Source organism: Burkholderia sp. PAMC 28687, from assembly GCF_001577465.1.
Taxonomy (GTDB): Bacteria; Pseudomonadota; Gammaproteobacteria; order Burkholderiales; family Burkholderiaceae; genus Caballeronia.
In genome coordinates this window covers 144,094-167,649 of the sequence record NZ_CP014507.1, presented here as the reverse complement: position 1 = coordinate 167,649, position 23,556 = coordinate 144,094, and the positions used below count along the sequence as shown (strand labels likewise).

The window sequence follows — 23,556 nt, the reverse complement described above, 5'->3', positions numbered from 1 at the left end:
GTGACGACATCATGAAAACGACGAAAATATCCATATGCCTGCCGACGTGCAACCGGCCCGAGTTGCTGGTCGAATCACTCATGTCGTGCCTTGCGCAGACGCACGAGAACATAGAGATATTGATTGGCGATGATTCGTCGGATCACCGCACGCAGGCGTTGATCGATTCGACTTACCTGCATGAACCGCGCGTAGTCTATGTCCGCAACGAACCCGCGCTCGGACAGGCGGATAACATTGCCAGCCTCTTCGATCGCGCCACCGGCGACAAGATCCTGCTGATCCACGACGACGATGCCCTCAAGACCGATTGCATAGAGCGCCTGCTCTCGGCGTGGGATCTCCATCCCGATCTCGATATTGCGTTCGGCGATCAATATCAGATGAACGACCACGGCGTAGTGGATATTGAAGCCAGCAAGAAGCTCAACACGGACTACCATCGCACGGACGCAGTAGTCGGATTGCAAACCGATCCCGGCAGAACCGGTCTGGTTCAGATGATGCCAAACAATGGCTGGCTCGCGAACGCGGACCTGGTCAAGAAGATCAGCTACAGAAAGCAATACGGCATTGGTTGCGAATACGTCTTCGGCGCACAGATTTGCATTGCGGCCGCGCAGGTGTTCTACCTCAAGGAATACGTGTCGTATTACCGCAAGACGGATGTATCGATGTCGAAGACGACCGCGCGCTCAACGACAGCGGCCGCCGTCCTCGCTTATGACTTCCTCAAGTCGCTCAAGCTTGACAAGAAACTTGAGCCGGCGCGCGAACTCGCGCTCAAGCGGATCGTGCCGATTGTGGTTTCGGTATATGCGCGAAATCATCAACCGGCACTGGCGCTTGGTATCGCGCTTTCGCATTTGTATGCGTACGACTATGGACTCAACAAACGCCTTTATTTCCATCTGATGCTGGTCCTCAAGGGACTTACCGCAACGGGAACTTTGAAGAGCAGTACGCAGAACGGCTAGGCAACGCTCAAAACGTTTCTTCCTCAGGATCGGGGCCGCGGGTCGAAGCTTGTGGCTTCGATATCTTCACTACGCGTGCGGTCCGCGCGGATTCGTAGATCGCCTCCATGATCCGCTGGTCCTGCAAACCCTCTTCACCGGGCGTATGCGGGATCTTGTCATTGATCACGCAAAGCGACATGTGATCGATCTCGCGGGCAAACTGGTTATTCGGATCGATGGTGATTTCCGTGTTCGCCGACTTGCCGTCGACAAGCATGCCGTAACGCATGCGCAAACCGTTGTAGCCGAAAGCCGGGTCCATTTCTGCCCAGCCGTCGGTCCCTTGCAAGCGGAAAAACCGTGACTCGTGGCATCCGTAACTCGCCATGCATGTCGCTGTGAAACCGCTCGGAAACCGCATGATGAAGTGCACCGATTCCTCGACTTCCTTGAAGCGTGGATCGGCTGCGGGTTGCGTGAGCGAGGCCGAGACTTCGTAGGGTTCTTCGCCGCTGAAAAACCGTGCAGCGTTGAGCGCATAAAGCCCGATATCCGGCAGTGCACCGCCACCGGCAAGCGCCTTGTTCAACCGCCACTGCGAAGGACCGCTCTGGTTCTGCGAGTTGCCGGCAATGAATTCGCGCAATGGACCCAGCTTGTTCTCCTTCGCCATTTTCGCGATCATGCGATCCATTGGCTCGTACTGGCTTCTGTAGGCGACCATCAGTTTGCGATTGTTCTTGCTGCATGCATCGATCATCGCCTGGCAATCGGCCACGCTCGTTGCCATCGGTTTTTCGCACAGCACATGCTTGCCGATCTTCGCTGCCCTCAGCGTGAACTCCTTGTGCATCCCATTGGGCAGCACGATATAGACGACCTGCACGCGCGAGTTGTCGGCGAGACGTTCGAAACTTTGGTAGTCGTAGATATCCGCTTCGCGCACGCCGTACTGATGCGCGATCTTCAACGCCTTGTTGCGATCGCCCGAAACCAGCGCCGCCACACGCGAGTACTTGCAGTTCGACAACGCCGGCAAGATCTGATCGAGCGCCAGGTGGCCCAGCCCGACGATTGCATATCCGATGCGATCATCGGGCGGCAGGTTTGCATCCGGCGTTTCTTCCTTCTGCTCGGTCCTGGGGTCCGCGATCAGGGGCAGCTTGACCGAATTGGCTGCGGCGGCAGGTGGTCCCGCAGCCCATGCCGTGCCCGCCGCGCCGGTTGCAAGCGCTGCCGCAAGGCCCGCGCTGCTGCGCTGGAGAAATGTGCGGCGACCGGATTGAGAAGCCGGTTTATCCTCGGGGATGAGGTCTTGTGAGTCAGGGCGGTCCGTTTGGTCCATGTGTGCTCCTTGCAAGCCTGGCAATCGATCGGGTCGGAGGCAACAAAGCATTTGCCATTCCTCGCCCGTTCATGCCCTGCGTACAAGTGCCTTCGTCACGCCTTAGCTGCGTAGCTGCGTTCAAGACCTGCGAGCGTGTCGCGCTTGAGCTTCTTCGCAAGCGACCACTTGTGTACTTCTGTCGGGCCGTCGTAAATGCGGAACGCACGGATCTCGCGAAACACCTGTTCGACAATCGTATCGCGCGATACACCTGTGCCGCCCATCACCTGCACGCAGCGATCTGCGACCCGGAACAACGCGTCGGCCACCGCGACCTTCGTCATGGAACTCTCCGATGTCCCGAGCGACCCGCTGTCGAGCACCGCAGCGCACCAGTCGATCATCAGTTCGGCCTGCTGCAGGTCAATCGCGTTCTCGGCCAGCATGAATCCAACGCCCTCATGATCGATCAGCAACTTGCCGAATGCGCGGCGCGTACAAGCATATTGCGTTGCGATTTCATGCGCGCGCGTGGTCGCGCCATGCCAGCGCATGCAATGCGATAGCCGCGCCGGCGACAGGCGGACCTGCGCGTACTTGAACCCTTCATGGACTTCGCCCAGCACCTGGCCGTCCGGAACCCGCAAGCCCTCGATGCGCACGACGGCATGACCGCCCGGCATCGAACTGTCGATAGTGTCAAGGATTCGTTCAAGACGTATGGCCGGATTCGGAAGGTCGACCAGAAACATGGTGGCCTTGACCTTGTCGGTATCGTCGTCCGCGTTGCTGCGCGCCATCACAATGCCAACCGATGCGCCTTCAGCGCCTGTGATGAACGCCTTCGTTCCATCGATCACCCAGTGATCTCCATCGCGTCGGGCCGACGTCTTGAGCATCGATGGATCGGAACCTGCGCCGCCGTCCACCGCCGGCTCGGTCATGAAAAATGCCGAGCGCGCGTCGCCCGAGACCAGCGGCGCGAGAAAACGCGTCTTCTGTGCATCGGTTCCAATCTTGCCGATGAGCAGCATGTTGCCTTCATCAGGCGCGGCCGTGTTGACTGCGACCGGGCCGAGCGGCGACAAACCGGATCGCTTCAAAACCGTTGCCGTCTCGAGTTGCGTGAGATGGCCGCCATCGGCGAGGATATGCGGCGTCAGCACCCCGGCAGCGCGTGCCTTGCCGCGCAATTCGCGCACGAGGTCCTCACTCGGTCCGTGGCTGCCGCAGCGCGGATCCCGTTCGTATGGGACTACGACCGTTCGCACGAACGCTTCGACACGCGATGCGATCTCTTTGGCGCGTTCCGTTTGCACAACCTCCATGCTGCTCATAGGTGTTTCCTTTGTTCAGGGGCTTGATGATTGGACCGTATAGCGTGTACTCCGACAATGATGCCTCAATGCACACTGCGCGAGCCATAGCTACAAGCACGATGCCGGACGACCTGTGCGGTACGGTTGCTTACCTCAAATGCCGTTGAACGTTCGCCATGCCACGTGGAAACTCGCCATTTTCAAGCGGGCTCCCGCCAAACGAACGCACTGAACCAATCCGGTAATTCATTCCTTTAATGTCGGTGATAGGCTGCGTACACGGTAAATTCCGGACCACGGGAGAGAACAGTGCACGCGCCGATTTCCAGCTCAGGCGGTTCGCTCCCCGCGTTGACGAGCATCCGCTTTCTCGCGGCGATCACTGTCGTGGTCTCACATTATTCCGAGCTCGGATTACTCAATCTGCCAAGGGAGATATTCGAATTCTTCGATGGCGGCCGTCCAGCGGTATCGTTATTTTTCGTGCTGTCGGGGTTTATCCTCACATTCACTTATCGCGATCAACTGGCTATCAAAGGCAATGCCGCGTTTTATCAGGCGCGGTTTGCACGCATCTATCCAGTGGTGTTGCTGGGTCTTGTTTTATGCGTGCCCACCACGCTCTATTTGCTTCATGGCGATAACCCGTCCTTGCTGCTCCAGTGGTACGCGGTAAAAAGCTCTGTGCACTTGGCGATAGGCGCAAGCCTGCTTTGCCAGTTGCTGCTGCTGAACGCGTGGTTTCCATTCGCCGCGATCAACCAGCCGTGGAACGGGCCATCGGACAGCGTGTCATGCGAAGCCTTCTTCTACCTCCTGTTTCCGCTCATGCTTCGCAAGATGTTGTCCGTGCCCATTGCTCGGCTGACGCTCGCATGTGTCGGGTTCTTTCTGCTGCAAGGATTGTGGATCCTGTTTTTGCAGACCTGCCTGCCCGCGTCGCGCAGCGGTTTTTTTATCGTTGGCCTGCCGCTCACGCGTCTGTTCGAGTTCGTTGCCGGAATCTATGCCGCAATCCTGTTTCTTCAGCTGCGTGAAGCGCGTGCGGACAGGCATGCGCTGGCCCTCAAATTGATCAGCGGATCATTGATCGCGCTGGTCGTGCTCGCTCTCTGGCATCCGATTTCCCCGGCGTTCTATCTGGCTTCGCCGTTGTTCGCCGCATTGATACTCGGGCTCGCGCTGATGGATCGTCCGGTGATCAACTTCCTCAACCAGCGCATCCTGATCAAGCTCGGCGAAGCAAGTTATTCACTGTATCTGATCCATGTGCCGATTGCGTATCTTGCCTACATAGCCGGGTTCAGACAGTCGAACGGATGGCTCGCGGTCGTGTTCGCTGTCGCGGCGAGCGTCGTGGTCTTCAGGTTCTACGAAGAACCCATGAGAAAACGCATTCGCGCAGGCTTCTCGCATGCGGCGACATCCGGCGACACCATCAACACCAACGACAATCAGGCAACCGCGACTGTGCAACGCCGGTCCTGACCCAAGGAACTTCCCTCTTCCCTCTCCGTCCGACGATTTCGAGCGCGTCCGTGCATGGCACATACGTTTATGTGCGGCGTATAGTCTGCTCATCGTGCAAACCAGCGCGTCCGCCTTGAGCAGCTCACGCGTTCGATTCAATCGTCCCTGGAGAATTGCAATGTCGTCCGTGTTATTCAGAAACGGCTCGCTGCTGGACCCGACACAACCTGAGCTTCTCACCGGCCATGAAGTACTCGTGGAAGACGGGCTGATCAAGGAAGTTTCCGACCAGCCGATCAAATCGAACAGCGCCCGCGTGATCGACCTGAAGGGCAAGACGCTGATGCCCGGATTGATCGACTTGCATGTTCACGTCATTGCCGTCGAATTCAACCTGCCGCGCGTCGCGACCCTGCCCAACGTGCTCGTTACGCTGCGCGCCGTTCCGCTGATGCGCGCCATGTTGCGGCGCGGCTTCACTACCATCCGTGATGCGGGCGGCGCGGGATATCCCTTCAAACAAGCGGTCGAAGCGGGGCTGGCCGAAGGTCCACGCATGTTCGTCTCCGGCCGCGCGCTGAGCCAGACAGGCGGTCACGGCGACATGCGCGCGCGCACCGACTACATGCCGCCCGATGCACCATGCGGTTGCTGCGTGCGTGTCGGCGCGCTCGGGCGCGTGGCGGACGGCGTGGATGAAGTGCGCCGCGCCGTGCGCGAAGAACTGCAGATGGGCGCGGACCAGATCAAGATCATGGCATCGGGCGGGGTGGCATCGCCGACAGATCCCGTTGGCGCATGGGGCTATTCGGAAGACGAAATTCGCGCGATCGTCGCCGAAGCGCGTGGCCGGCAAACCTATGTGCTGGCACACGCCTACACGCCCGAGGCCATCTCTCGGGCAGTACGGTGTGGGGTGCGGACTATCGAGCACGGCAATCTTATCGACGAGGACACCGCCCGGCTGATCGTCGAACACAACGCATTCGTGGTGCCGACGCTCGTGACCTACGAAGCGCTGGCAAGCGTTGGCGACAAATACGGCTTGCCCCCGGCCAGCCTTGCGAAAGTCGCCGACGTGCATCAGGCCGGCCTGCGCTCGCTTGAAATCATGAAACGTGCGGGCGTGAAGATGGGCTTCGGCACCGATCTGCTCGGCGAAGCGCAGCACATGCAGAGCGACGAATTCCGGCTGCGAGCCGACGTCCTCTCACCAGCGGAGGCCATAGCAAGTGCCACGCTGGTCGGCGCGGATGTGCTCGGCATGACCAATAAACTCGGCCGCATCATGCCGGGCGCATTCGCCGACGTACTCGTGGTCGACGGCAATCCGCTGAAGTCCGTCGACTGCCTGCTGGGTCAGGGCGAGCACATCCCCTTCGTGATGAAAGGCGGCCATATTCATTTCGACGAACTCGAACGCGCCTGATCCAGCAACTTGAGCAGCACCGCGAAGACAAGATCTCAACCGCAACTTCTGCCAGCGAGGCACGCAAGCATGTCGACGATTTCCGCCCGTATCGAGCGTATGCCGTTTTCCTCGTTTCATCGCAGGCTGCTTTTGATGGGCGGCCTGGGCTACACGTTCGACGCCATGGACGCCGCGGTGCTCGCCTTCCTGCTGCCGGTCTTGCGCAAGGAATGGATGCTGACCAGCGTGCAAACCGGCGTGCTCGGTAGCGGCACGTTTATCGGCTACTTCCTTGGCGCGATGCTCGCGGGCATTCTTGGGGACCTGATTGGCCGCAAGCGCGTGATGATGTATGCGCTCGTGATCTACTGCATCGCGTCGCTTGCGAGCGCGGTCGCGCACGACTGGCCGTTTTTCCTCGCCACGCGGATCGTCGCCGGGCTCGGCACGGGCGCGGAAAGCGCGATCGTGGCGCCGTTCTTGTCCGAGTTCGTCGCGCGGCGGTATCGCGGTGCGTTCACGGGCAGCCTTGCGGGCTTTTTCTCCTTTGGCTTCGTGGCGGCTGCATTGCTTGGTTATCTGGTGATTCCGCTTTCGCCCAATGCATGGCGCTGGGTGATGGTGATCACGGCGCTCCCGATCGTGATGTTGCTTTGGTGGCGGCGTGCGTTGCCGGAGTCGCCACGCTGGCTCGTCGCTCGCGGTCGGCACGACGAAGCCGAAGCAATCGTGGCGCAAGCCGAAGCCGAGCTGAGAGCTGCGGGCGTCAAGCTCGAATCGCTGCCCGAGACCGATGCCGCCGCAGCCTCCGTCGTGCCGATAGCCGCTGAACGCGCGTCCGCTCAACGCGCGTCCGCGCTTGCGAACGTGAAGGCCTTGTGGTCGCGCAATCTCGCACGCATCACGGCGATGACGTGGATCATGTGGCTATCGATAACCTTCAGCTATTACGCATTCTTCACGTGGATTCCCAGTCTGCTCGTGCAGAACGGCATGACGATCACGCGCAGTTTTTCATATTCGCTCGTGATCTACATCGCTCAGATTCCAGGCTATTTCTCGGGCGCGTGGCTCAACGAAAAAATCGGACGGCAGGCGACGATTGCATCGTATATGGTCCTCGGCGGCGTCTCCGCGCTTGGTCTTGCGCTCACGCGCAGCGATGCCGGCATCATGGCGTCCGGGGTGTTGCTGTCGTTCTTCATGAACGGCACGTATGCCGGCGTTTATGCGTACACGCCCGAGGTGTTCCCCACCGACGTGCGCGCGACCGGTGTAGGCATGGCTTCGTCCATTGGACGGCTGGGGGCGATCGCGGCGCCCATCCTGGTGGGGTATGTCTATCCAATACTGGGTTTCGGTGGTGTGTTCGGCGCGACGACTTTCGTGCTGGTCGTCGGCGCGCTGGCGGTCGTGGTGATGGGTGTGCCCACGCGCGGCCGCTCGCTCGAGGACATAGCAGCTACGCAACTGCGCGGCTAAGCCCCCGCTTTTGATGGATGAATCGCGGTGCCATCCATTAGACTAGCGGATCATTCCATTAGCCAATTCATATGAAACTCACCGACTACAAGGCTCTCACTTTCGACTGCTACGGCACGCTTATCGATTGGGAAAGCGGCATCATGAATGGCCTGAGGCCGCTGATCGAGCGCGTGGGCCAACCGCTTACGCGCGACGCCGTGCTCGAAGCGCACGCACGTCATGAGTCGTCGCAGCAACTCTACACGCCGGCCACGCGCTATCGCGATCTGCTTCCAATTGTGTATAAGCGGATCGCCGAAGAATGGAATGTGCCCGTCACGCGCGAAGAATGCGTGACGTATGGGCAGTCCGTTCAGCATTGGCCTGCGTTCGAGGATTCGGCGGAGGCACTGCAATACCTCAAGCAGCATTTCAAGCTGGTAATCCTTTCCAATATCGACAACGAGAGTTTTGCCTATAGCAATGCAAAGCTCAAGGTTTCGTTCGACGCTGTGATTACCGCCGAGGACGTGGGATCGTATAAGCCGTCACCCCGCAATTTTGAGTACATGCTGGACAAGCTCGGCGGAATGGGCATTCCCAAGAGCGCAATTCTGCACACCGCGGAGAGCCTGTTTCATGACCACAAGCCGGCTAATGCGTTTGGACTGGCATCGTGCTGGATCTACCGACGTCATGCGCAACAGGGTTTTGGCGCGACCATGAATCCGGGCGAGCAACCTCGCGTCGACTTCAAGTTCACGAGCATGGCAGAGCTTGCGCAAGCGCATCGGGAAGCGTTGGCTAAAGGCTGATTTTTTCAGACGGGTCGCTGTCGGACCGCTTTAATAAACATCCCGCACATAGCGCTTTTCCTTCACCATGCGGCCCACGTAGTCCCGCGCCCTGTCGTCGCTCATGCCGCCCTGCTGAATCATTACGGATCTCAAGGCAGCATCCACATCCTTCGCCATGCGGCTGGCGTCGCCGCAAACATAGAAATGCGCGCCTTCCTCGAGCCACTTCCACAGATCGGCGCCCTGCTCCCGCATCCGGTCTTGCACGTAAATCTTCTCCGCCTGGTCGCGAGAAAACGCAAGATCAAGGCGGTTCAGCAGGCCCTTGCGACGCATTTCATCGAGTTCATCGCCGTAGTAATAGTCGGTTGCGGCATGCTGCTCGCCGAAGAACAGCCAGTTGCGGCCGGTATCGCCTCGGGCCTCGCGCTCATGCAGGAAGCCACGAAACGGCGCCACCCCCGTGCCGGGACCGACCATGATCATGGGTACATCGCCATTGCGCGGAAGCCGGAAATGCGCCGACTTTTGCACGAACACCGGGACATTGGCGTCTTCTGCGCGATCAGCCAGGAAAGTCGATGACACACCTTTTCGATGACGCCGCCCATTGTTGTAGCGTACCGCCGACACGGTGAGGTGGATCTCGTCGGCATGCGCCTTGGGACTCGACGCGATCGAATACAGGCGCGGTTGCATGCGCTTCAACATTCCAGTCAGTTCATTCGCGGAAAGCTTCACCGGAAACTCGTGCAGGACGTCCGCCAACTGCTGGCCCCAGAGCCATTTCTTCAGATCAGCTTTGCGATCTTCCCGGAGCATGTCCTTCAACGTGCCGTTGTCCGTCCGTGCCGCAATGAACGCAAGCGCGTCAGCGCTTGGCCGCGCGATTTCGTAATGCTTGCCAAGTGCATCGGCCAGGCGCATCTCGCCCGCACCCGCTACTGTGACAGGCGCATCGGGCGAAAGATGGCTCAGGCCGATGAGTTCATCTACGAGTTCAGGGCAGTTACTCGGCCACACGCCCAAAGCATCGCCGACTTCGTATTCAAGGCCCGACTCCTTCGATGCTAGCGAGAAATACCGTGTGTCCTTCGTCGCGCCCTGCTTGTTCAGCCGCAAGTTCTTTACAAGCCGCGACGTAGCCGGATGCGCCTTCGAAGCAACAGTCCCAGGCAAAACGGAAGGGATCATTCCATCGGCGGCAACTGCATGCAGCGCTTCGTCTTCCGCCTTGATGCGCGCGGCAATCCGTTCGAGCCAGGCGTCGGCATCGGGTTGATATTCGACATCGCAGTCCACGCGGTCGGCGAGGCGTCTAGCGCCGCGCTCCAGCATCAGTGCATCCAGTTTTCGTCCGTGGCCGCAGAACGCGTCGTAGTTGCGATCGCCGAAAGCGAGCACCGCGTAATGCACGGTGTCCAGACGCGGTGCGTTATCGGCTTGAAGTTCGGCCCAGAAGCTTTGGCCGTTATCGGGTGCATCGCCATCGCCGAACGTGCTGGTCATCAGCAGCACGAATTGCGCTTTTTCCAGGCCCGATACCGCAAAATCATCCATGCACGATGTACGAATCTCGAAGCCCGACTCCATGAGCTGAGTCGCATAGCGCTCGGTCAACGATTCGATGTTGCCTGTCTGCGATGCCCACAACAAAGTGACCTTCGGCCGTGCCCGCACGATGCGAACCGCCGGCTCATGCGCCGCTTCATGCGCCGGTTCATGCGCCTGTTGTGGGACAGCCACGGCCCCTTCCGCGCGGCTGAACAAACCGGCAAGCACGCCATCGAACCACAGGCGGGTCTGCGGCGCAAACGGCGCGCTGGGGGGCAACACGGGAACACCTTGAGCCGCGCGGCTCTCGTTCGACCTCAGCCCGCTCATGAACCCGGCGACGTACGACCGCTCCACCTCGCTGAGTCGAGGCGCCGGCGTTTCCGGAATGCCGAGCAACGCGGAGAGGGCATCTATGCGGGACATGTCCGGTTCCTGAGTGATGTCGGTGTGATCGTCGTGCGTATCGGGTATGACGTCGCTCGTTCCAGGCGCAACGCGACTCAGCGCAACGGCGCAGAACTTGAATTCGGGCTGCTGCGAAATGGGATCGACCGCATCATTGGTCACGGCGTTGATGCAAAGCTCGTCACCATAGACATCGTTCCAGTGCATCAGCGCAAAACAGTTGCCGGCGCGAACGCGATCTGTCACGACGGCCGGCAACACAGCACGACCGCGACGCGACCTGATCTCGACGGCGTCTTTCGTTTCAATGCCCAACGCCGCCGCATCTTCAGGATGGATTTCCACAAAGGGTTTCGGGTTCAGCTTATTGAGCATTGCGACCTTGCCGGTCTTCGTCATGGTGTGCCACTGATGCTGCAAGCGACCCGTGTTCAACACGACAGGACGCTCCACGTCCGGCATCTCGGCTGGCTGCACGTGCGGGCGCGCGAAGAACACAGCCTTGCCGCTCGCGGTTGGAAACACGAGCCGAGGACGGCTGCCGTCGGGCGACACTTTCAATGTCTGATGTACACCATCGTTGATGTAACGCACCGGGTTGCGATCAGATGCCGCGTCTCTCTCAACGGGCCATTGCAGTGGCGACTCGCGCAGCCGTTCATGGCTCGCGCCGCGCAGGTCGTAGCCGGTCTTCGCGTTCGATGTCCGCACGATCTCCGCAAACACATCTTCTGCCGATGCATAGCTGAACGCATCGGCGAAGCCCATTTCGCACGCCACTTGCGCGACGATCTGCCAGTCGGGCATGGCCGTTCCCGGCGGATCGACAGCCTTTTGCGTGAGCGTCATATTGCGCTCGGAGTTGATCATCACGCCTTCGGCTTCGGCCCATAACGCTCCGGGCAGAAGGACATCGGCGTAGCGGTTGGTCTCGGTATCGAGGAAGGCGTCCTGCGTGATGACGAGCTCCGCGGCCTGCAATCCCGCGATCACGGTCTGGCGGTTCGCCACGCTTGCGACCGGGTTCGTGCAGATGATCCAGCACGCCTTGATGCTGCCGGCGGCCATGCGTGAAAACATATCCACGGTGCCGTTCCCCACCGATGTCCTGAGCGAGCCTTCCGGAATGCGCCACAGGTCTTCAATGAACTTGCGGTCTTCATCGACGAGCACCGAGCGCTGCCCTGGCAAGCCCGGACCCATGTAGCCCATCTCGCGGCCGCCCATCGCGTTGGGCTGACCGGTGAGTGAGAACGGGCCGCTGCCGGGACGACAGATCTTGCCCGTCGCGAGATGCAGATTGCAGATGGCATTCGTATTCCACGTGCCATGCGTGCTCTGGTTGAGGCCCATGGTCCAGCAGCTCATCCACTCCGGCGCTTCACCAATCCATTGCGCCGCGCGACGGATATCGGCTTCAGGAATGCCGGTGATCGCGGCGACCTTGGCGGGCGTATAGTCCGCGAGAAATGCGGGCATCGCGTCCCAACCCTCAGTCGCTTCATCGATGAAACCTGCATCCGTATGCCCGTTTTCGTACAACAGATGCAGCAAACCATTGATCAGCGCGAGGTCGGTGCCGGGCTTGATCTGCATGAAGAGACCCGCTTTGTCGGCGGTAGCGTTGCGGCGCGGATCAACCACGATCAGCTTCGCGCCCGCCTTCACGCGGTCCATCATGCGAAGAAACAGGATCGGGTGGCAGTCGGCCATGTTCGCGCCGATCACAAAAAACAGGTTGGCCTTGTCGATGTCCTGATACGACCCCGGCGGCCCGTCCGCTCCCAGCGAAAGCTTGTAGCCGCTGCCTGCGCTCGCCATGCACAGCCGCGAGTTGGACTCGATATTGTTCGTGCCCACGAACCCCTTTGCGAGCTTGTTGACAAGGTACTGCGCTTCTATCGACATCTGGCCGGAGACGTAAAAAGAAAGCGCATCGGGGCCGTGTTTGTCCAGGATGGCGCGCAGGCGGTGAGCGGTGTCGGTCAGCGCCTGTGTCATCGGAAGCGGTACTGGGTCCTGACCGCGTGCGTGACGAATAAACGCGCTTTCAAGGCGCCCCGATTTGCGCAAGGCAACGTGCGCGGACTGTCCTTTCGTGCAAAGACGCCCGAAGTTGGCAGGATGTTCCTTGTCACCCGACACCTTGACCACTTGCCCGTCCTCGACATGCAGGACCATTCCGCAGCCAACGCCGCAATAGGGGCAAACAGACTTGACGGTGCTGGTGTTCATTTCGGTTAGACCGCGACCCAGACTTGTCCGTCTTCGACGCGCGTTGCAAACGCGTTGACCGAGTTCGCGGGAATCTCGAGGCACTCGCCGGTGCGCAAGTCGAAGTGATGCTTGTAGATCGGCGATGCGACCACAATGCGATCGCCCAGATTGCCGATCAGTCCGCGCGAGAGCACCGAGGCCTGCGATCCCGGATCGAAGTTATCGATGGCGAACACACCGCCTTCGCCATCGGCGAGATGAAACACCGCGACTTGCGTGCCGTTGATCAGCGCGCATACGCCGGTGTTCGGCAGGATGTCATCGAGCGCGCACACGGGCACCCACGCTGCGGGAATTCGATCAATGTTCATGACGCCCTCCATCAAACGGTTTCGACAACGACAGGGATGCCGATCAACTTGCGTTCAGCGGGCGTAGCGGGACGAATCTGCCCGCGCTCCTCGACAAAACTCACGTTGTTATCGGACGCGTCGCTGTTCACGAAATGGCGGAACCGCTTGCGGGTTTCGGGATCGGTGACGGCTTTTTTCCACTCGCACTCGTAGGTATCGGCGACGTGCTGCATCTCGGCTTCGAGTTCGGCGGCGAGGCCGAGCTTGTCGTGCACGACAACATCGATCAGATAGTCGAGACCGCCTTCGAGGTTGTCGCGCCAGACACTCGTGCGCTGCAAGCGGTCAGCGGTGCGCACATAAAACATCAGGAAGCGGTCGATGTATTTCACGAGCGTCACCGCATCCAGATCCGCCGCAAGGAGTTCAGCGTGGCGCGGTTTCATGCCACCGTTGCCGCAGACGTACAGGTTCCAACCCTTCTCGGTCGCGATGATGCCGACGTCCTTGCCCTGCGCTTCCGCGCATTCGCGCGTGCAGCCGGAGACGCCGAACTTGATCTTGTGCGGCGCGCGCAAGCCCTTGTAGCGGTTCTCGATATCGATCGCGAGGCCCACGGAATCGCCCACGCCAAAGCGGCACCACGTCGAACCAACGCACGACTTCACGGTACGCACCGCCTTGCCGTACGCGTGGCCCGATTCGAACCCGGCGGCAATCAGTTCTTCCCAGATGAACGGCAGTTGCTCGACCCGCGCGCCGAACAGGTCGACCCTCGCGCCGCCTGTTACCTTCGTGTAAAGCCCGTACTTCTTCGCGACCTGTCCGACGGCGATCAAACCATCGGGTGTCACTTCGCCGCCAGCCATGCGCGGCACGACGGAGTACGTTCCGTCGCGCTGGATATTCGCGAGGTAGTAGTCGTTCGAGTCCTGCAGGCTCGCGTGTTCCTTCTTCAACACGAACTCGTTCCAGCACGATGCAAGAATGCTGCTCACTGTCGGCTTGCAGATATCGCAGCCCAGTCCATGACCGTGTTTGGCAAGCAATTCGCCAAAGGTCTTGATGCGCTCGACGCGCACAAGGTGATAAAGCTCCTGCCGCGAAAACGCAAAGTGCTCGCACACATGATTGTTGACCGCGAGCCCTTGCTTCTTCATCTCGGCCTTCATCACTTGCGTGACGAGCGGCACGCACCCGCCGCACGATGTTCCTGCCTTGGTCGCCGACTTCAAGGCGCCAATGCTCATCGCGCCGGCACACACAGCTTCGCAAATCGTCCCCTTCGATACGTCGTTGCACGAGCAGATCTGCGCCGAGACAGGAAGCGCATCGACGCCAAGACCCGGCTTCTGCTGGCCATCGGAAGAAGGGAGAATCAGGAACTCTGGCGACTCCGGCAACTCGATGCGGTTCAGCATCATCTGGAGCAAGGTGCCGTACTCGTTCGCGTCGCCGACCATCACGCCGCCGAGCAGGAACTTGCCGCAATCCGACACGACGATCTTCTTGTAGACCTGCTTGCGTTCGTCGCTGAACTGGTACGCACGGCTGCCCGGCGTCTTGCCGTGGGCGTCGCCAATACTTGCCACGTCCACGCCCATGAGCTTCAGTTTCGTGCTCATGTCGGCTCCCGCGAACGCATGCGCTTCGCCGAGCAACTGCTTCGCGACCACGCGCGCCATGTCGTAACCCGGCGCGACGAGACCGAACACTTGCCCTTGCCACAACGCGCATTCGCCGATCGCGTAGATGTGTTCGTCGCTCGTCACGCAGTTGTCGTCGATCACGATACCGCCGCGCGCACCCACTTCGAGGCCGCTGATACGAGCGATTTCGTCCCGCGGGCGAATGCCGGCCGAAAACACGATCATGTCGGTATCGAGATGCGTGTCATCGGAGAATTGCATGCGGTGCGTGCCCGCTTCGCCGTCGATGATCGCGACCGTATTCTTCTGCGTATGAACCGTCACGCCCAGCTCTTCGATCTTGCTGCGCAGCACGCGGGCGCCGCTGTCATCGACTTGTACGGCCATCAGGCGCGGTGCGAATTCCACTACATGCGTCTGCAACCCGAGATCGCGCAACGCCTTCGCGCATTCCAGTCCCAGCAGACCGCCGCCCACGACCGTACCGGTCCGGGATCGCGCGCCGCACTCCTTCATCGCTTCCAGATCTTCAATCGTCCGATACACAAAGCAGTCAGCCCGGTCGTTACCCGCCACCGGCGGCACGAACGGATAGGACCCGGTTGCGAGAACGAGCTTGTCGTAGCCCAGCACTTCGCCGCTCGACACGGTCACCGTCCGCGCCATGCGATCGATCGACACCGCTTTCACGTTGAGCTCGAGCCGCACGTTCTCGCGCTCGAAGAATCCCGCTTCGACCAGTGACAGATCCTGCGCCGTCTTGCCGGAGAAAAATTCCGACAGATGCACGCGGTCATAGGCGGGTCGCGGTTCTTCGCAAAGTACAGTGATGTCGAGTCCATGCCCTGCTTTTTCGGCGATGCATTCGAGAAGCTTGTGCCCCACCATTCCATGACCGATGACGACGATTTTCATGATGTGAACGCTCTCAGTTTGCAATGCTGTTATTGATGCCCAATGCATCCGCGCGCAATTCGGCTTCGCGTGCCTTGTGCTCGGTGCTGAAGCGCACGGCCAGCGCGCAGAGTGCGGAGATCGAGACGAGCACGCCGAGCATTGCCAGAGTTTGCTGGACGTTGCCGAGACCTTTCATCAGGAAGCCTGCTGCGACTGCGCCCACGTTGCCGCCCGCGCCGATGATCCCGGCCACGCCGCCAAGCGCCTTGCGGTCGATGAACGGCACTAGCGCATACGTCGCGCCGCACGCCATGTGCGTGAAGAGACCGAAGCAGAGCATCGCGATAACGGCGAGCCCGACACTGGTTTCACGCGAAAACCAGTACAAGCCGAGGCCCTCGCCCGCGATCAGCACGAACAACAAGGTGGAGCGCACATCGAGTCCGCGGCGCGCGGCAAACTTGTCGGACAGCCAGCCGCCCAGTGCGCGTGCGAAGAGCGCGAGCAAGCCGAAGCTGCCCGCTGCAAGGCCCGCGGTTTTCAACGAAAGATGGAAATGGTTGACGTAATAGATCGCGGCGATGTTATGGATGAACACCTCGACGCCGAAGCACGCGGCGTAGGTCACGAACAACATCCATACGCGATAGTTCGCGCACGCTGCACGAAAGCTCGCCCAGCCGCCTTTCTTGCCGCCATCGATTGTGATGCCTTGCGCGCGCAGTTCATCGAAGTTGCCTTGCGGGCAGTCTTGCGTCAGGCGCCAGTAGAACACCGCCATGAGCGGCATGGCGAGGGCCGGCACCACGAGCGCGTAGCGCCATGCCGATGCATCGCTTGCGCCCAGGGCAAGCATTGCTGCGAGCAACAAGGGCACCAGCGCTTGCGCCGCGCCCGCGCCTGCATTGCCCCATCCGGCGCTCGTTGCGTTAGCCGTGCCGACCACGTTCGGCGCGGACATCACCGACGTGTGATATTGCGTGATCACGAAACTCGCGCCCACTGCACCGATCCCCAGACGCGCAAGAAGAAAGCTCGTGTAACCGCCTGAAAGCGCCGCCGCCAGCACTGGAAAAGCACCCAGGACAAGCAACGCCGTATAGACCTTGCGCGGGCCGTATCGATCGCACATCGGGCCGATGATCAGGCGTACGAGGATGGTCGCCGCGACCGCTGCGATGTTGATGTTCGCAACCTGGTCGATCGACAGACCGAACTCGCGCTGGATCAATGGCATCAGCGGCGCGCATGCGAACCACGCGAAGAAGCACACGAAGAATGCCATCCACGTGAGGTGAAAAGCGCGCATTGGCGCCGTGCGAAAACTGAAGAGGTCGATCCGCGTTGCTTTATCTGACATGGCCGTTCCACAAAACAAAAAGGCGTCCCGTGATTCCAGCCAGTTGACTGAATTCAGGGGACGCCGTTGTCCAAGAAGCCCATAGGGGCTGCTGCAATAGGGTGCTGCAGTACGGTGCTGCGTGAGGCAAAAAGACGAGATCGTCGTTGATCCGTTGGCGACATCAAACGCAAGGTGTATGCCATGCGGGCTCGGATACGGCAGCACGGGGCTTTACGGGGTTTGTCGTCAATTCACAAAATGAGCGCCGATGCTTTTTGATGCAGCAAAGCACAGCTACGGTGCGCTGCGGCACTGCGCACGTGCGGGCAGACGAATGGCGTTCACGTCCATGCTTGCTTGCGCGTCTTGGCCTGCTTATTGCATTTACCTTCAAGCGCATGGCAACGACGTCTTGCGCTTACTTTCGGCGATCCAGGACAACGGCGTCCCTTCGTGCATAAGCACGAGCGGATGCCGTTTTGTTTTGGAACGCCGCCAAAGGACATCATCATCATGACTACCGGCAAGGTTACTTTGCTAAGCGCAGGCCCGGGCGACCTCGACCTGCTGACCATCAAGGCCGCGAAAGCGCTCGCGCTCGCAGATATTGTCTTGCTCGACGATCTGGCCAACCCCGGGATCGCGTCGCTGGCGCCACGCGCACGCGTGATTCGCGTGGGCAAGCGCGGCGGATGCAAATCGACGCCGCAGGCTTTCATCGAACGGCTGATGCAGCGTTATGCGTTGAAGGGCCTGCACGTCGTGCGCGTGAAAGGTGGCGACGCGCTGTTGTTCGGCCGTGCCGGCGAAGAGCTCGCGGCGTTGCGACGTGCGCAAATTCCCGTCGATATCATCAACGGGATATCGTCGGGTTTTGCTGCAGCGGCGAGCCTGGGTGTATCGCTGACGCATCGCGAGCATTGCCAGGGCGTGACCTTCGTCACCGCGCACAAACAGGACCACGGCGAGCCGAACTGGACCGCGCTCGCCGCGACCGGAACAACGCTCGTCATCTATATGGGCATGACGCGCATCGAAAGCCTGTGCGCTTCGCTCATGAGCGCGTTGCCCGCTTCCACGCCCGCGGCCGTCGTGCAGTGGGCAGGGACGCCAGACGAACGCAGATGGCTCGGGACGCTGGATCGGCTGGCTATCGATGCAACCGAAGCAGGCTTGAGCAGCCCCGCAGTGATCCTGATCGGCAACGCAATTGGCGAGGCCATGCAGTGCATGCAACAACCAGCGCCCGATGTCCAGCGCGCCGCTTGACCGGCGCGATTTGCCCCTGAAGTGCCTTCGCTGCTCCTGAATAAAAATACCGGCACTTGCCCCATGCTTCGCGTGCTTCTCGTCACCGACACTGACAAACCCATCGGCGATTTGCGCCAGGCACTTGCACGCCTGGGTTATGACATGCTCGCCGAAGTCGCGACCCCGGCGGCCTTGCCGAGAGTGGTGGAAGAGCAGCGTCCGGACGTAGTGATCATCGATACAGAATCGCCATCGCGCGACACACTCGAGCAGCTCGCCGTGATGAACGAGACCGCGCCGCGGCCGGTCCTCATGTTCAGCAACGATGGCGACCAGCAACTGATCCGCGATGCCGTCGGCGCCGGCGTCAGCGCGTATCTCGTGGAAGGGCTCGAAGCGGAAAAGCTCGCGCCGATTCTAGAGGTCGCGCTCGCGCGTTTCGCACGCGAAGTGCAATTGCTCAAACGCCTGGCCGATGCCGAGACGGAACTCGCGGACAGAAAGCTCATCGACAAAGCCAAGCGCCTCCTGATGGACCGGCGCAAGATGTCCGAGCAGGACGCGTACGCCCTGCTGCGCAAACGCGCGATGGACCAGGGGATGAAGCTCGCTGAAGTCGCCCGGCAACTGGTATCGATGGCTGATCTATTGGGGTAGCCTGCAACGACATGAATATTTCCTCGCCCTCTTCCATCGGCAAGCCCGAGAAAACGCATATCCGCCTCGGCTTCGTGGCGTTGAGCGACGCTGCGCCGCTCGTCGCCGCCAAGGTCCTCGAGTTTGGTCATCGGCATGGCCTGACGCTCGAGTTGTGCAGGCAGCCGTCGTGGGCGGCGGTGCGCGACAAGCTGCTTTCGGGCGAGATCGATGCGGCGCATGCGCTATATGGTCTCGTGTGCGGCGTGCAAATGGGTATCGGCGGACCGCGGGGCGATATGGCCGTGCTCATGGTCCTGAATCGCAACGGGCAGGCGATCACGTTGTCGAACCGGCTGACCGCGGCGTTGAAACAGCACGGCAACCTGAAAGACGCGCTTGCCACGCTAGGGCGTCGTCCAGTGTTTGCGCAGACTTTCCCGACCGGCACCCACGCCATGTGGCTTTACTACTGGCTCGCGTCTCAGGGCGTGCATCCAATACGCGATATCCGCAGCGTCGTGATCCCGCCGCCGCAAATGGTCGACGCGCTGATTGACGGAGAACTCGACGGCCTGTGTGTCGGCGAGCCCTGGAACGCCGTGGCCGAAGCGCGCGGCGCGGGCAAAACGGTCGCGGTCACGAGCCAGATCTGGCCGGAGCATCCGGAGAAAGTGCTCGCGAGCCGCCGCGATTTTGTGGCGCAAAACCCGAACACATCGCGCGCGCTGATCCAGACCATGCTGGAAGCTTGCCGATGGCTCGATTACCCGAAGCATCGTATGGATATCTCAGCGTGGCTCGCGGCACCCGATGTGGTCGACGCGCCGCAGGCGCTGATCGAGCAACGGCTGCTCGGCCACTACGACCCGGCGCAGTTCGCCGTGCAGCCGCCGGGCGTCAGTTTTTTTAACGACGGTGCCGTGAATTATCCGCGCGCCTCGGATGGCCTCTGGTTCCTCACGCAATACCGCCGATGGGGAATGCTCTCTGGCGATCAGGACGATGCCGCGATCGCCGCCGCGCTCTCGGAGACAGCGCTGTATTGCGAGGCGGCTGCGTTGATGGAAGTGCGCGTACCCGAAGAACTACGCGCCGATGTTCTTATCGATGGCCAAATGTGGGATGGGCAAGATCCGGCCGCTTATCTCGATGGATTTGATTTACGCGCATAGCTTCAGCATGTTTGCCTGAACAACGCCGGAATCGTCTAATAAAAAGAGACATACGTGCGCGTTTCTCTTCCGCCATCCAACAGTCATGGTCGACGAAACCGCGTAAGCGGTCGACTGCCGCGATTGGACACTCCGATTTGAAAGACGGCGCTGCACTCGACCGAATGGCCGATGCATCCGCTTTACCATTGCCAACACCCCTCCTGTTAGCCGATGCTTGATTGGTTACGCCCTCCCGGCCCAGGCGCTCTCCGCGTCAATACCGTGGAACGCATCGTGCTTCGTGGCATTACAAACCGTCAGAACTTACCGCTAAACGAATTTGAGGCTGCCATGAGCACGTTGTCGACCGAGAAACTCCAGGCTGTCGTTAAGAAGGATGCATCCTGGGTCATGGGCGCCCTCAAGAAATTCGGCGAGGACCGGTGCGCGGCAATGGCAGCAAGCATCGCGTTCTACTCCGCGTTTTCGCTCGCTCCCACGCTGGTCATGGTGATCGCAGTCGCTGGCTGGGTATTCGGCGCCGAAGCGGCGCGCGGCCAGTTGTTCCACCAGGTCAACGGCATGCTGGGCGACCAGGCCGCAGCAAGCGTGCAAAGCATTGTTGAAAATGCGCATCGCAGCGGCGGAACCGGGATCGCGGCCGTCATCTCATTCGTGCTGCTGGCGGTGGGTGCATCAGCGACATTTTCATCGCTCAATACCGCACTTAATCTTGTCTGGCCGCTCGCCGGCGAGCAAAAGTCGAGCGTCTTCGCATTGGTGCGCGTCCGGCTGATCTCGTTCGGCCTCGTACTCGGCGTAGCTTTTCTGCTGATCGTGTCGCTCGTGCTCGATACCGCCATCCAGGCCGTCGGCAAATGGCTGTGGGGCGATTCGTCGTTCGTGATCATCGGCGACATTGTTCAGCTTGCCGTGGGTCTTGTCATCTTGTCCATGGCGTTCGGCGCCCTGCTGAAATTCCTGCCCGATGCCCGCGTGCAGTGGCGCGACGCGCTGGTAGGCGGCCTGGTCGCGGCCATCCTGTTTTCTGTCGGCAAGAAATTGTTCGCGTTTTACCTGACCCATGCCGGTACGGCCAATTCGTTTGGTGCAGCGGGTTCGCTCGCGGTATTGCTGATGTGGTTGTACTTCTCGGCGGCGGTGTTGCTGCTCGGCGCGGAATTCTCCGCTGCGCGCGCACGCCTTCATGATCCGCGCGGCGCATGGGGCCAGCAAAGCGGCCGTGTTCCGCCCGGCAGTCGCGCCAAGATCGGATCAATGCTTGCAGGGTCCACTATCAGCGGACGCTCCACGGATGCATCTGTCGCCGAATCCCACAGCGCTGCGCTCATACCTGGCGCGGCGCGTACATCGATAGAACAGCGTGCCGAGCGCTCGCAGAAGCTCACGCAGCAAGCACGGAAAAAGGTCTCGGCGTTGAGTACGGCACTCACGCTCAGCCGTAAGCTTGCCAAAGCGGAAACGACCGCCACCAGAGCGACGGCGCAAGCCATGCTTGGTTGCGGCAGGAAGGCGGTGCGGGCGAATGACCTGGTGCGGCGTCATCCGTGGCGCGCCGTGCTGCTCGCGGGTGGGGCAGGCATTGCGCTCGCGCTGCTGTCGGGGCGGGATCAGCCGCCGCGCATGGACTAAAGGGGCAATGCCCGGCATCGTTCTGCGGTGCCGGCTTTGCTCAAAAAGACTGTATCGAGTAATACGCCATAACGTATTGCTATAACGCTGAATTAGTAAAAAACTAATAAAGATTTGGACCGACTTCTACCGGCCATTCATTAACGGGAACTTTCGCAGGAAAGTCCAGTCCCGCTTATTTCAATAGATGAATCCCGCGCTAAGCCCTTGACAGGCTTGACTGCAATGCTTCTTCCTGTTCAACGCGCAAAGTGTCTGATTTTCGAGACACGTTTTATTTTCTGGTTCTTCACTGTTGTAACGCTGCGTTATTCTCTGCGCCGGCAACAACGAATTTAAATCTTCGCGTGGAGAACTCGATGAAACGTTTCGCACTGACTTCCCTTTCGCTGGCACTGCTCGGCGCAGCTGGCGCAGCCCAAGCGCAAAATAGCGTGACGCTGTACGGCGTGATCGACTCGGGCATCGGCTACGTGCACAACGCACAAGGCAATCAGAAGCTGGTCGGCATGATTAACGGCAACCTGTCGGGCGATCGTTGGGGCTTGAAGGGTCAGGAAGACCTTGGTGGCGGTCTGAAGGCAATTTTCCAGTTGGAAAGCGGCTTTGACGTGGGCACAGGCCGTCTTGGCCAGGGCGGCCGCGAATTTGGTCGTCAAGCGTTCGTCGGTTTGACCGCTGACCAGTACGGTACGGTCACGATCGGTCGTCAATACGACCCGCTGGTCGACATGGTGCAAGGCATCACGGCTGACAACTACTTCGGTTCGGCCTTCGCAACCCCGGGCGACGTAGACAACTACGACAACAGCTTGCGTACGTCGAATGCTGTCAAGTACGTGTCGCCGAACTGGGCCGGCCTGCAAGTTGAAGGTTTGTACGGCTTCAGCAACCTCGCTGGCACGACTGGCCAAGGCCAGACGTGGTCGGGCGCAGTTGCATACAACAACGGCCCGTTGGGCCTGGCTGCTGGTTACTTCTACTCGAGCAACCCGAGCGCTGGCCGCGGACCGGCATGGAACAGCCCGTCGTCGGATTCGCTGTTCGATGGCCCGATCAACAACGGCTACACGACCGCTCACTCGATCGGTATCGCTCGCGCTGCTGCCCAGTACGCAATCGGCCCGGTAACGGTCGGCGCGTCGTACAGCAATGCGCAGTACGCACCGGACGGCAACTCGGCATACTCGTCGACGCAGAAGTACAACATCGGCAACGCGTTCGTGAACTTCCAGGCTACGCCGGCTCTGCTGTTGGGCGCAGGCTACACGTACGAGAAGGCAAGCGGCGATACGTCGGCCAAGTACCACCAGGCTTCGCTGGGTGCGGACTACTCGGTTTCGAAGCGTACGGACTTCTACGCTGTAGCGGCTTATCAGCACGCAAGCGGTACGCAAGCTACGTACACGACGAATGCAGCAGGCCAGACGGTTCGCGTCGATCAGGCTGCGCAAGCTTCGATCGGTTCGTACGGCTACGCTGGTACGAGCAACCAGGAACTCGTGATCGTCGGTATCCGTCACAAGTTCTAAAGCTGGATCTGAAGCCGGTTTCGGCTTCGATTCAAGAAACAGCCATTGGCCCCAGGTCGATGGCTGTTTTTTTATGTGCAACCGTCAAGACGTGACGACCATCGAGCAAAAAGCCCGCTGTCTTTCGACAGCGGGCTTTTTTCGTGACGGCATCCGGCGG

At 60.3% G+C, this 23,556-nt stretch carries 16 protein-coding genes; 10 read left to right on the top strand and 6 right to left on the bottom strand.

What is annotated here, in order from left to right:
* The first annotated feature begins 11 nt into the window (after positions 1-11).
* The gene (locus tag AX768_RS23535; protein ID WP_062003621.1) at positions 12-977 is read left to right on the top strand and encodes a glycosyltransferase family 2 protein; all 966 of its coding nucleotides are present in this window, start codon (positions 12-14) and stop codon (positions 975-977) included.
* 7 nt (positions 978-984) lie between these two features.
* Here the strand turns inward: AX768_RS23535 and AX768_RS23530 are convergent, their stop codons facing one another.
* A complete protein-coding gene (locus AX768_RS23530) occupies positions 985-2,304 on the bottom strand; it encodes a Gfo/Idh/MocA family protein (RefSeq protein ID WP_062002555.1) in 1,320 nt (439 codons plus the stop codon).
* A gap of 95 nt (positions 2,305-2,399) precedes the next feature.
* A complete protein-coding gene (locus AX768_RS23525; protein WP_062003620.1) occupies positions 2,400-3,614 on the bottom strand; it encodes an acyl-CoA dehydrogenase family protein in 1,215 nt (404 codons plus the stop codon).
* Between the two features lie 300 nt (positions 3,615-3,914).
* On the opposite strand from AX768_RS23525, the gene AX768_RS23520 reads away from it, so the two are divergent.
* The 4 genes from AX768_RS23520 (at position 3,915) to AX768_RS23505 (ending at position 8,765) form a co-directional block, all read left to right on the top strand.
* Positions 3,915-5,093, top strand: coding sequence for an acyltransferase family protein (locus AX768_RS23520; RefSeq protein ID WP_062002554.1), 1,179 nt, complete (start codon positions 3,915-3,917; stop codon positions 5,091-5,093).
* A 160-nt stretch (positions 5,094-5,253) separates the two neighbouring features.
* Positions 5,254-6,504 carry a metal-dependent hydrolase family protein gene (locus AX768_RS23515; protein WP_062002553.1) on the top strand — a complete coding sequence of 417 codons (1,251 nt, stop codon included), beginning with the start codon at positions 5,254-5,256 and terminating at the stop codon, positions 6,502-6,504.
* A gap of 69 nt (positions 6,505-6,573) precedes the next feature.
* Positions 6,574-7,968 carry an MFS transporter gene (locus AX768_RS23510; RefSeq protein ID WP_062002552.1) on the top strand — a complete coding sequence of 465 codons (1,395 nt, stop codon included), beginning with the start codon at positions 6,574-6,576 and terminating at the stop codon, positions 7,966-7,968.
* A gap of 71 nt (positions 7,969-8,039) precedes the next feature.
* A complete protein-coding gene (locus tag AX768_RS23505; protein WP_062002551.1) occupies positions 8,040-8,765 on the top strand; it encodes a haloacid dehalogenase type II in 726 nt (241 codons plus the stop codon).
* A gap of 30 nt (positions 8,766-8,795) precedes the next feature.
* Here AX768_RS23505 and AX768_RS23500 read toward each other — a convergent pair whose 3' ends face one another.
* Genes AX768_RS23500 through AX768_RS23485 form a run of 4 tightly spaced genes read right to left on the bottom strand, consistent with a single transcriptional unit; the run spans position 8,796 to position 17,185 of the window.
* Positions 8,796-12,944 (bottom strand): bifunctional nitrate reductase/sulfite reductase flavoprotein subunit alpha, encoded by a 4,149-nt coding sequence (locus AX768_RS23500; RefSeq protein ID WP_062002550.1) that lies wholly within the window; start codon positions 12,942-12,944, stop codon positions 8,796-8,798.
* Positions 12,945-12,949: 5 nt separating this feature from the next.
* Positions 12,950-13,297, bottom strand: coding sequence for a nitrite reductase small subunit NirD (nirD, locus tag AX768_RS23495; protein WP_062003619.1), 348 nt, complete (start codon positions 13,295-13,297; stop codon positions 12,950-12,952).
* Between the two features lie 11 nt (positions 13,298-13,308).
* Positions 13,309-15,843: a nitrite reductase large subunit NirB gene (gene nirB / locus AX768_RS23490; protein ID WP_062002549.1), complete on the bottom strand. Its 2,535-nt coding sequence runs from the start codon at positions 15,841-15,843 to the stop codon at positions 13,309-13,311.
* 13 nt (positions 15,844-15,856) lie between these two features.
* Entirely contained in the window at positions 15,857-17,185 is a 1,329-nt protein-coding gene (locus AX768_RS23485) for an MFS transporter (protein WP_062002548.1), read from the bottom strand.
* 495 nt (positions 17,186-17,680) lie between these two features.
* Here AX768_RS23485 and cobA point away from each other — a divergent pair, with 495 nt between their 5' ends.
* The 5 genes from cobA to AX768_RS23460 all read left to right on the top strand — a co-directional run bounded on the left by cobA (position 17,681) and on the right by AX768_RS23460 (position 23,396).
* Positions 17,681-18,436 (top strand): uroporphyrinogen-III C-methyltransferase, encoded by a 756-nt coding sequence (gene cobA / locus AX768_RS23480; protein WP_062003618.1) that lies wholly within the window; start codon positions 17,681-17,683, stop codon positions 18,434-18,436.
* Between the two features lie 63 nt (positions 18,437-18,499).
* Positions 18,500-19,075, top strand: a complete 576-nt coding sequence (locus AX768_RS23475) for an ANTAR domain-containing response regulator (RefSeq protein WP_062002547.1) — start codon at positions 18,500-18,502, stop codon at positions 19,073-19,075.
* Positions 19,076-19,086: 11 nt separating this feature from the next.
* Positions 19,087-20,229: a CmpA/NrtA family ABC transporter substrate-binding protein gene (locus AX768_RS23470; protein ID WP_062002546.1), complete on the top strand. Its 1,143-nt coding sequence runs from the start codon at positions 19,087-19,089 to the stop codon at positions 20,227-20,229.
* Positions 20,230-20,562: 333 nt separating this feature from the next.
* Positions 20,563-21,864, top strand: a complete 1,302-nt coding sequence (locus tag AX768_RS23465) for a YihY/virulence factor BrkB family protein (RefSeq protein ID WP_062002545.1) — start codon at positions 20,563-20,565, stop codon at positions 21,862-21,864.
* Positions 21,865-22,223: 359 nt separating this feature from the next.
* A complete protein-coding gene (locus AX768_RS23460) occupies positions 22,224-23,396 on the top strand; it encodes a porin (protein WP_062002544.1) in 1,173 nt (390 codons plus the stop codon).
* The last annotated feature ends 160 nt before the right edge of the window (positions 23,397-23,556 follow it).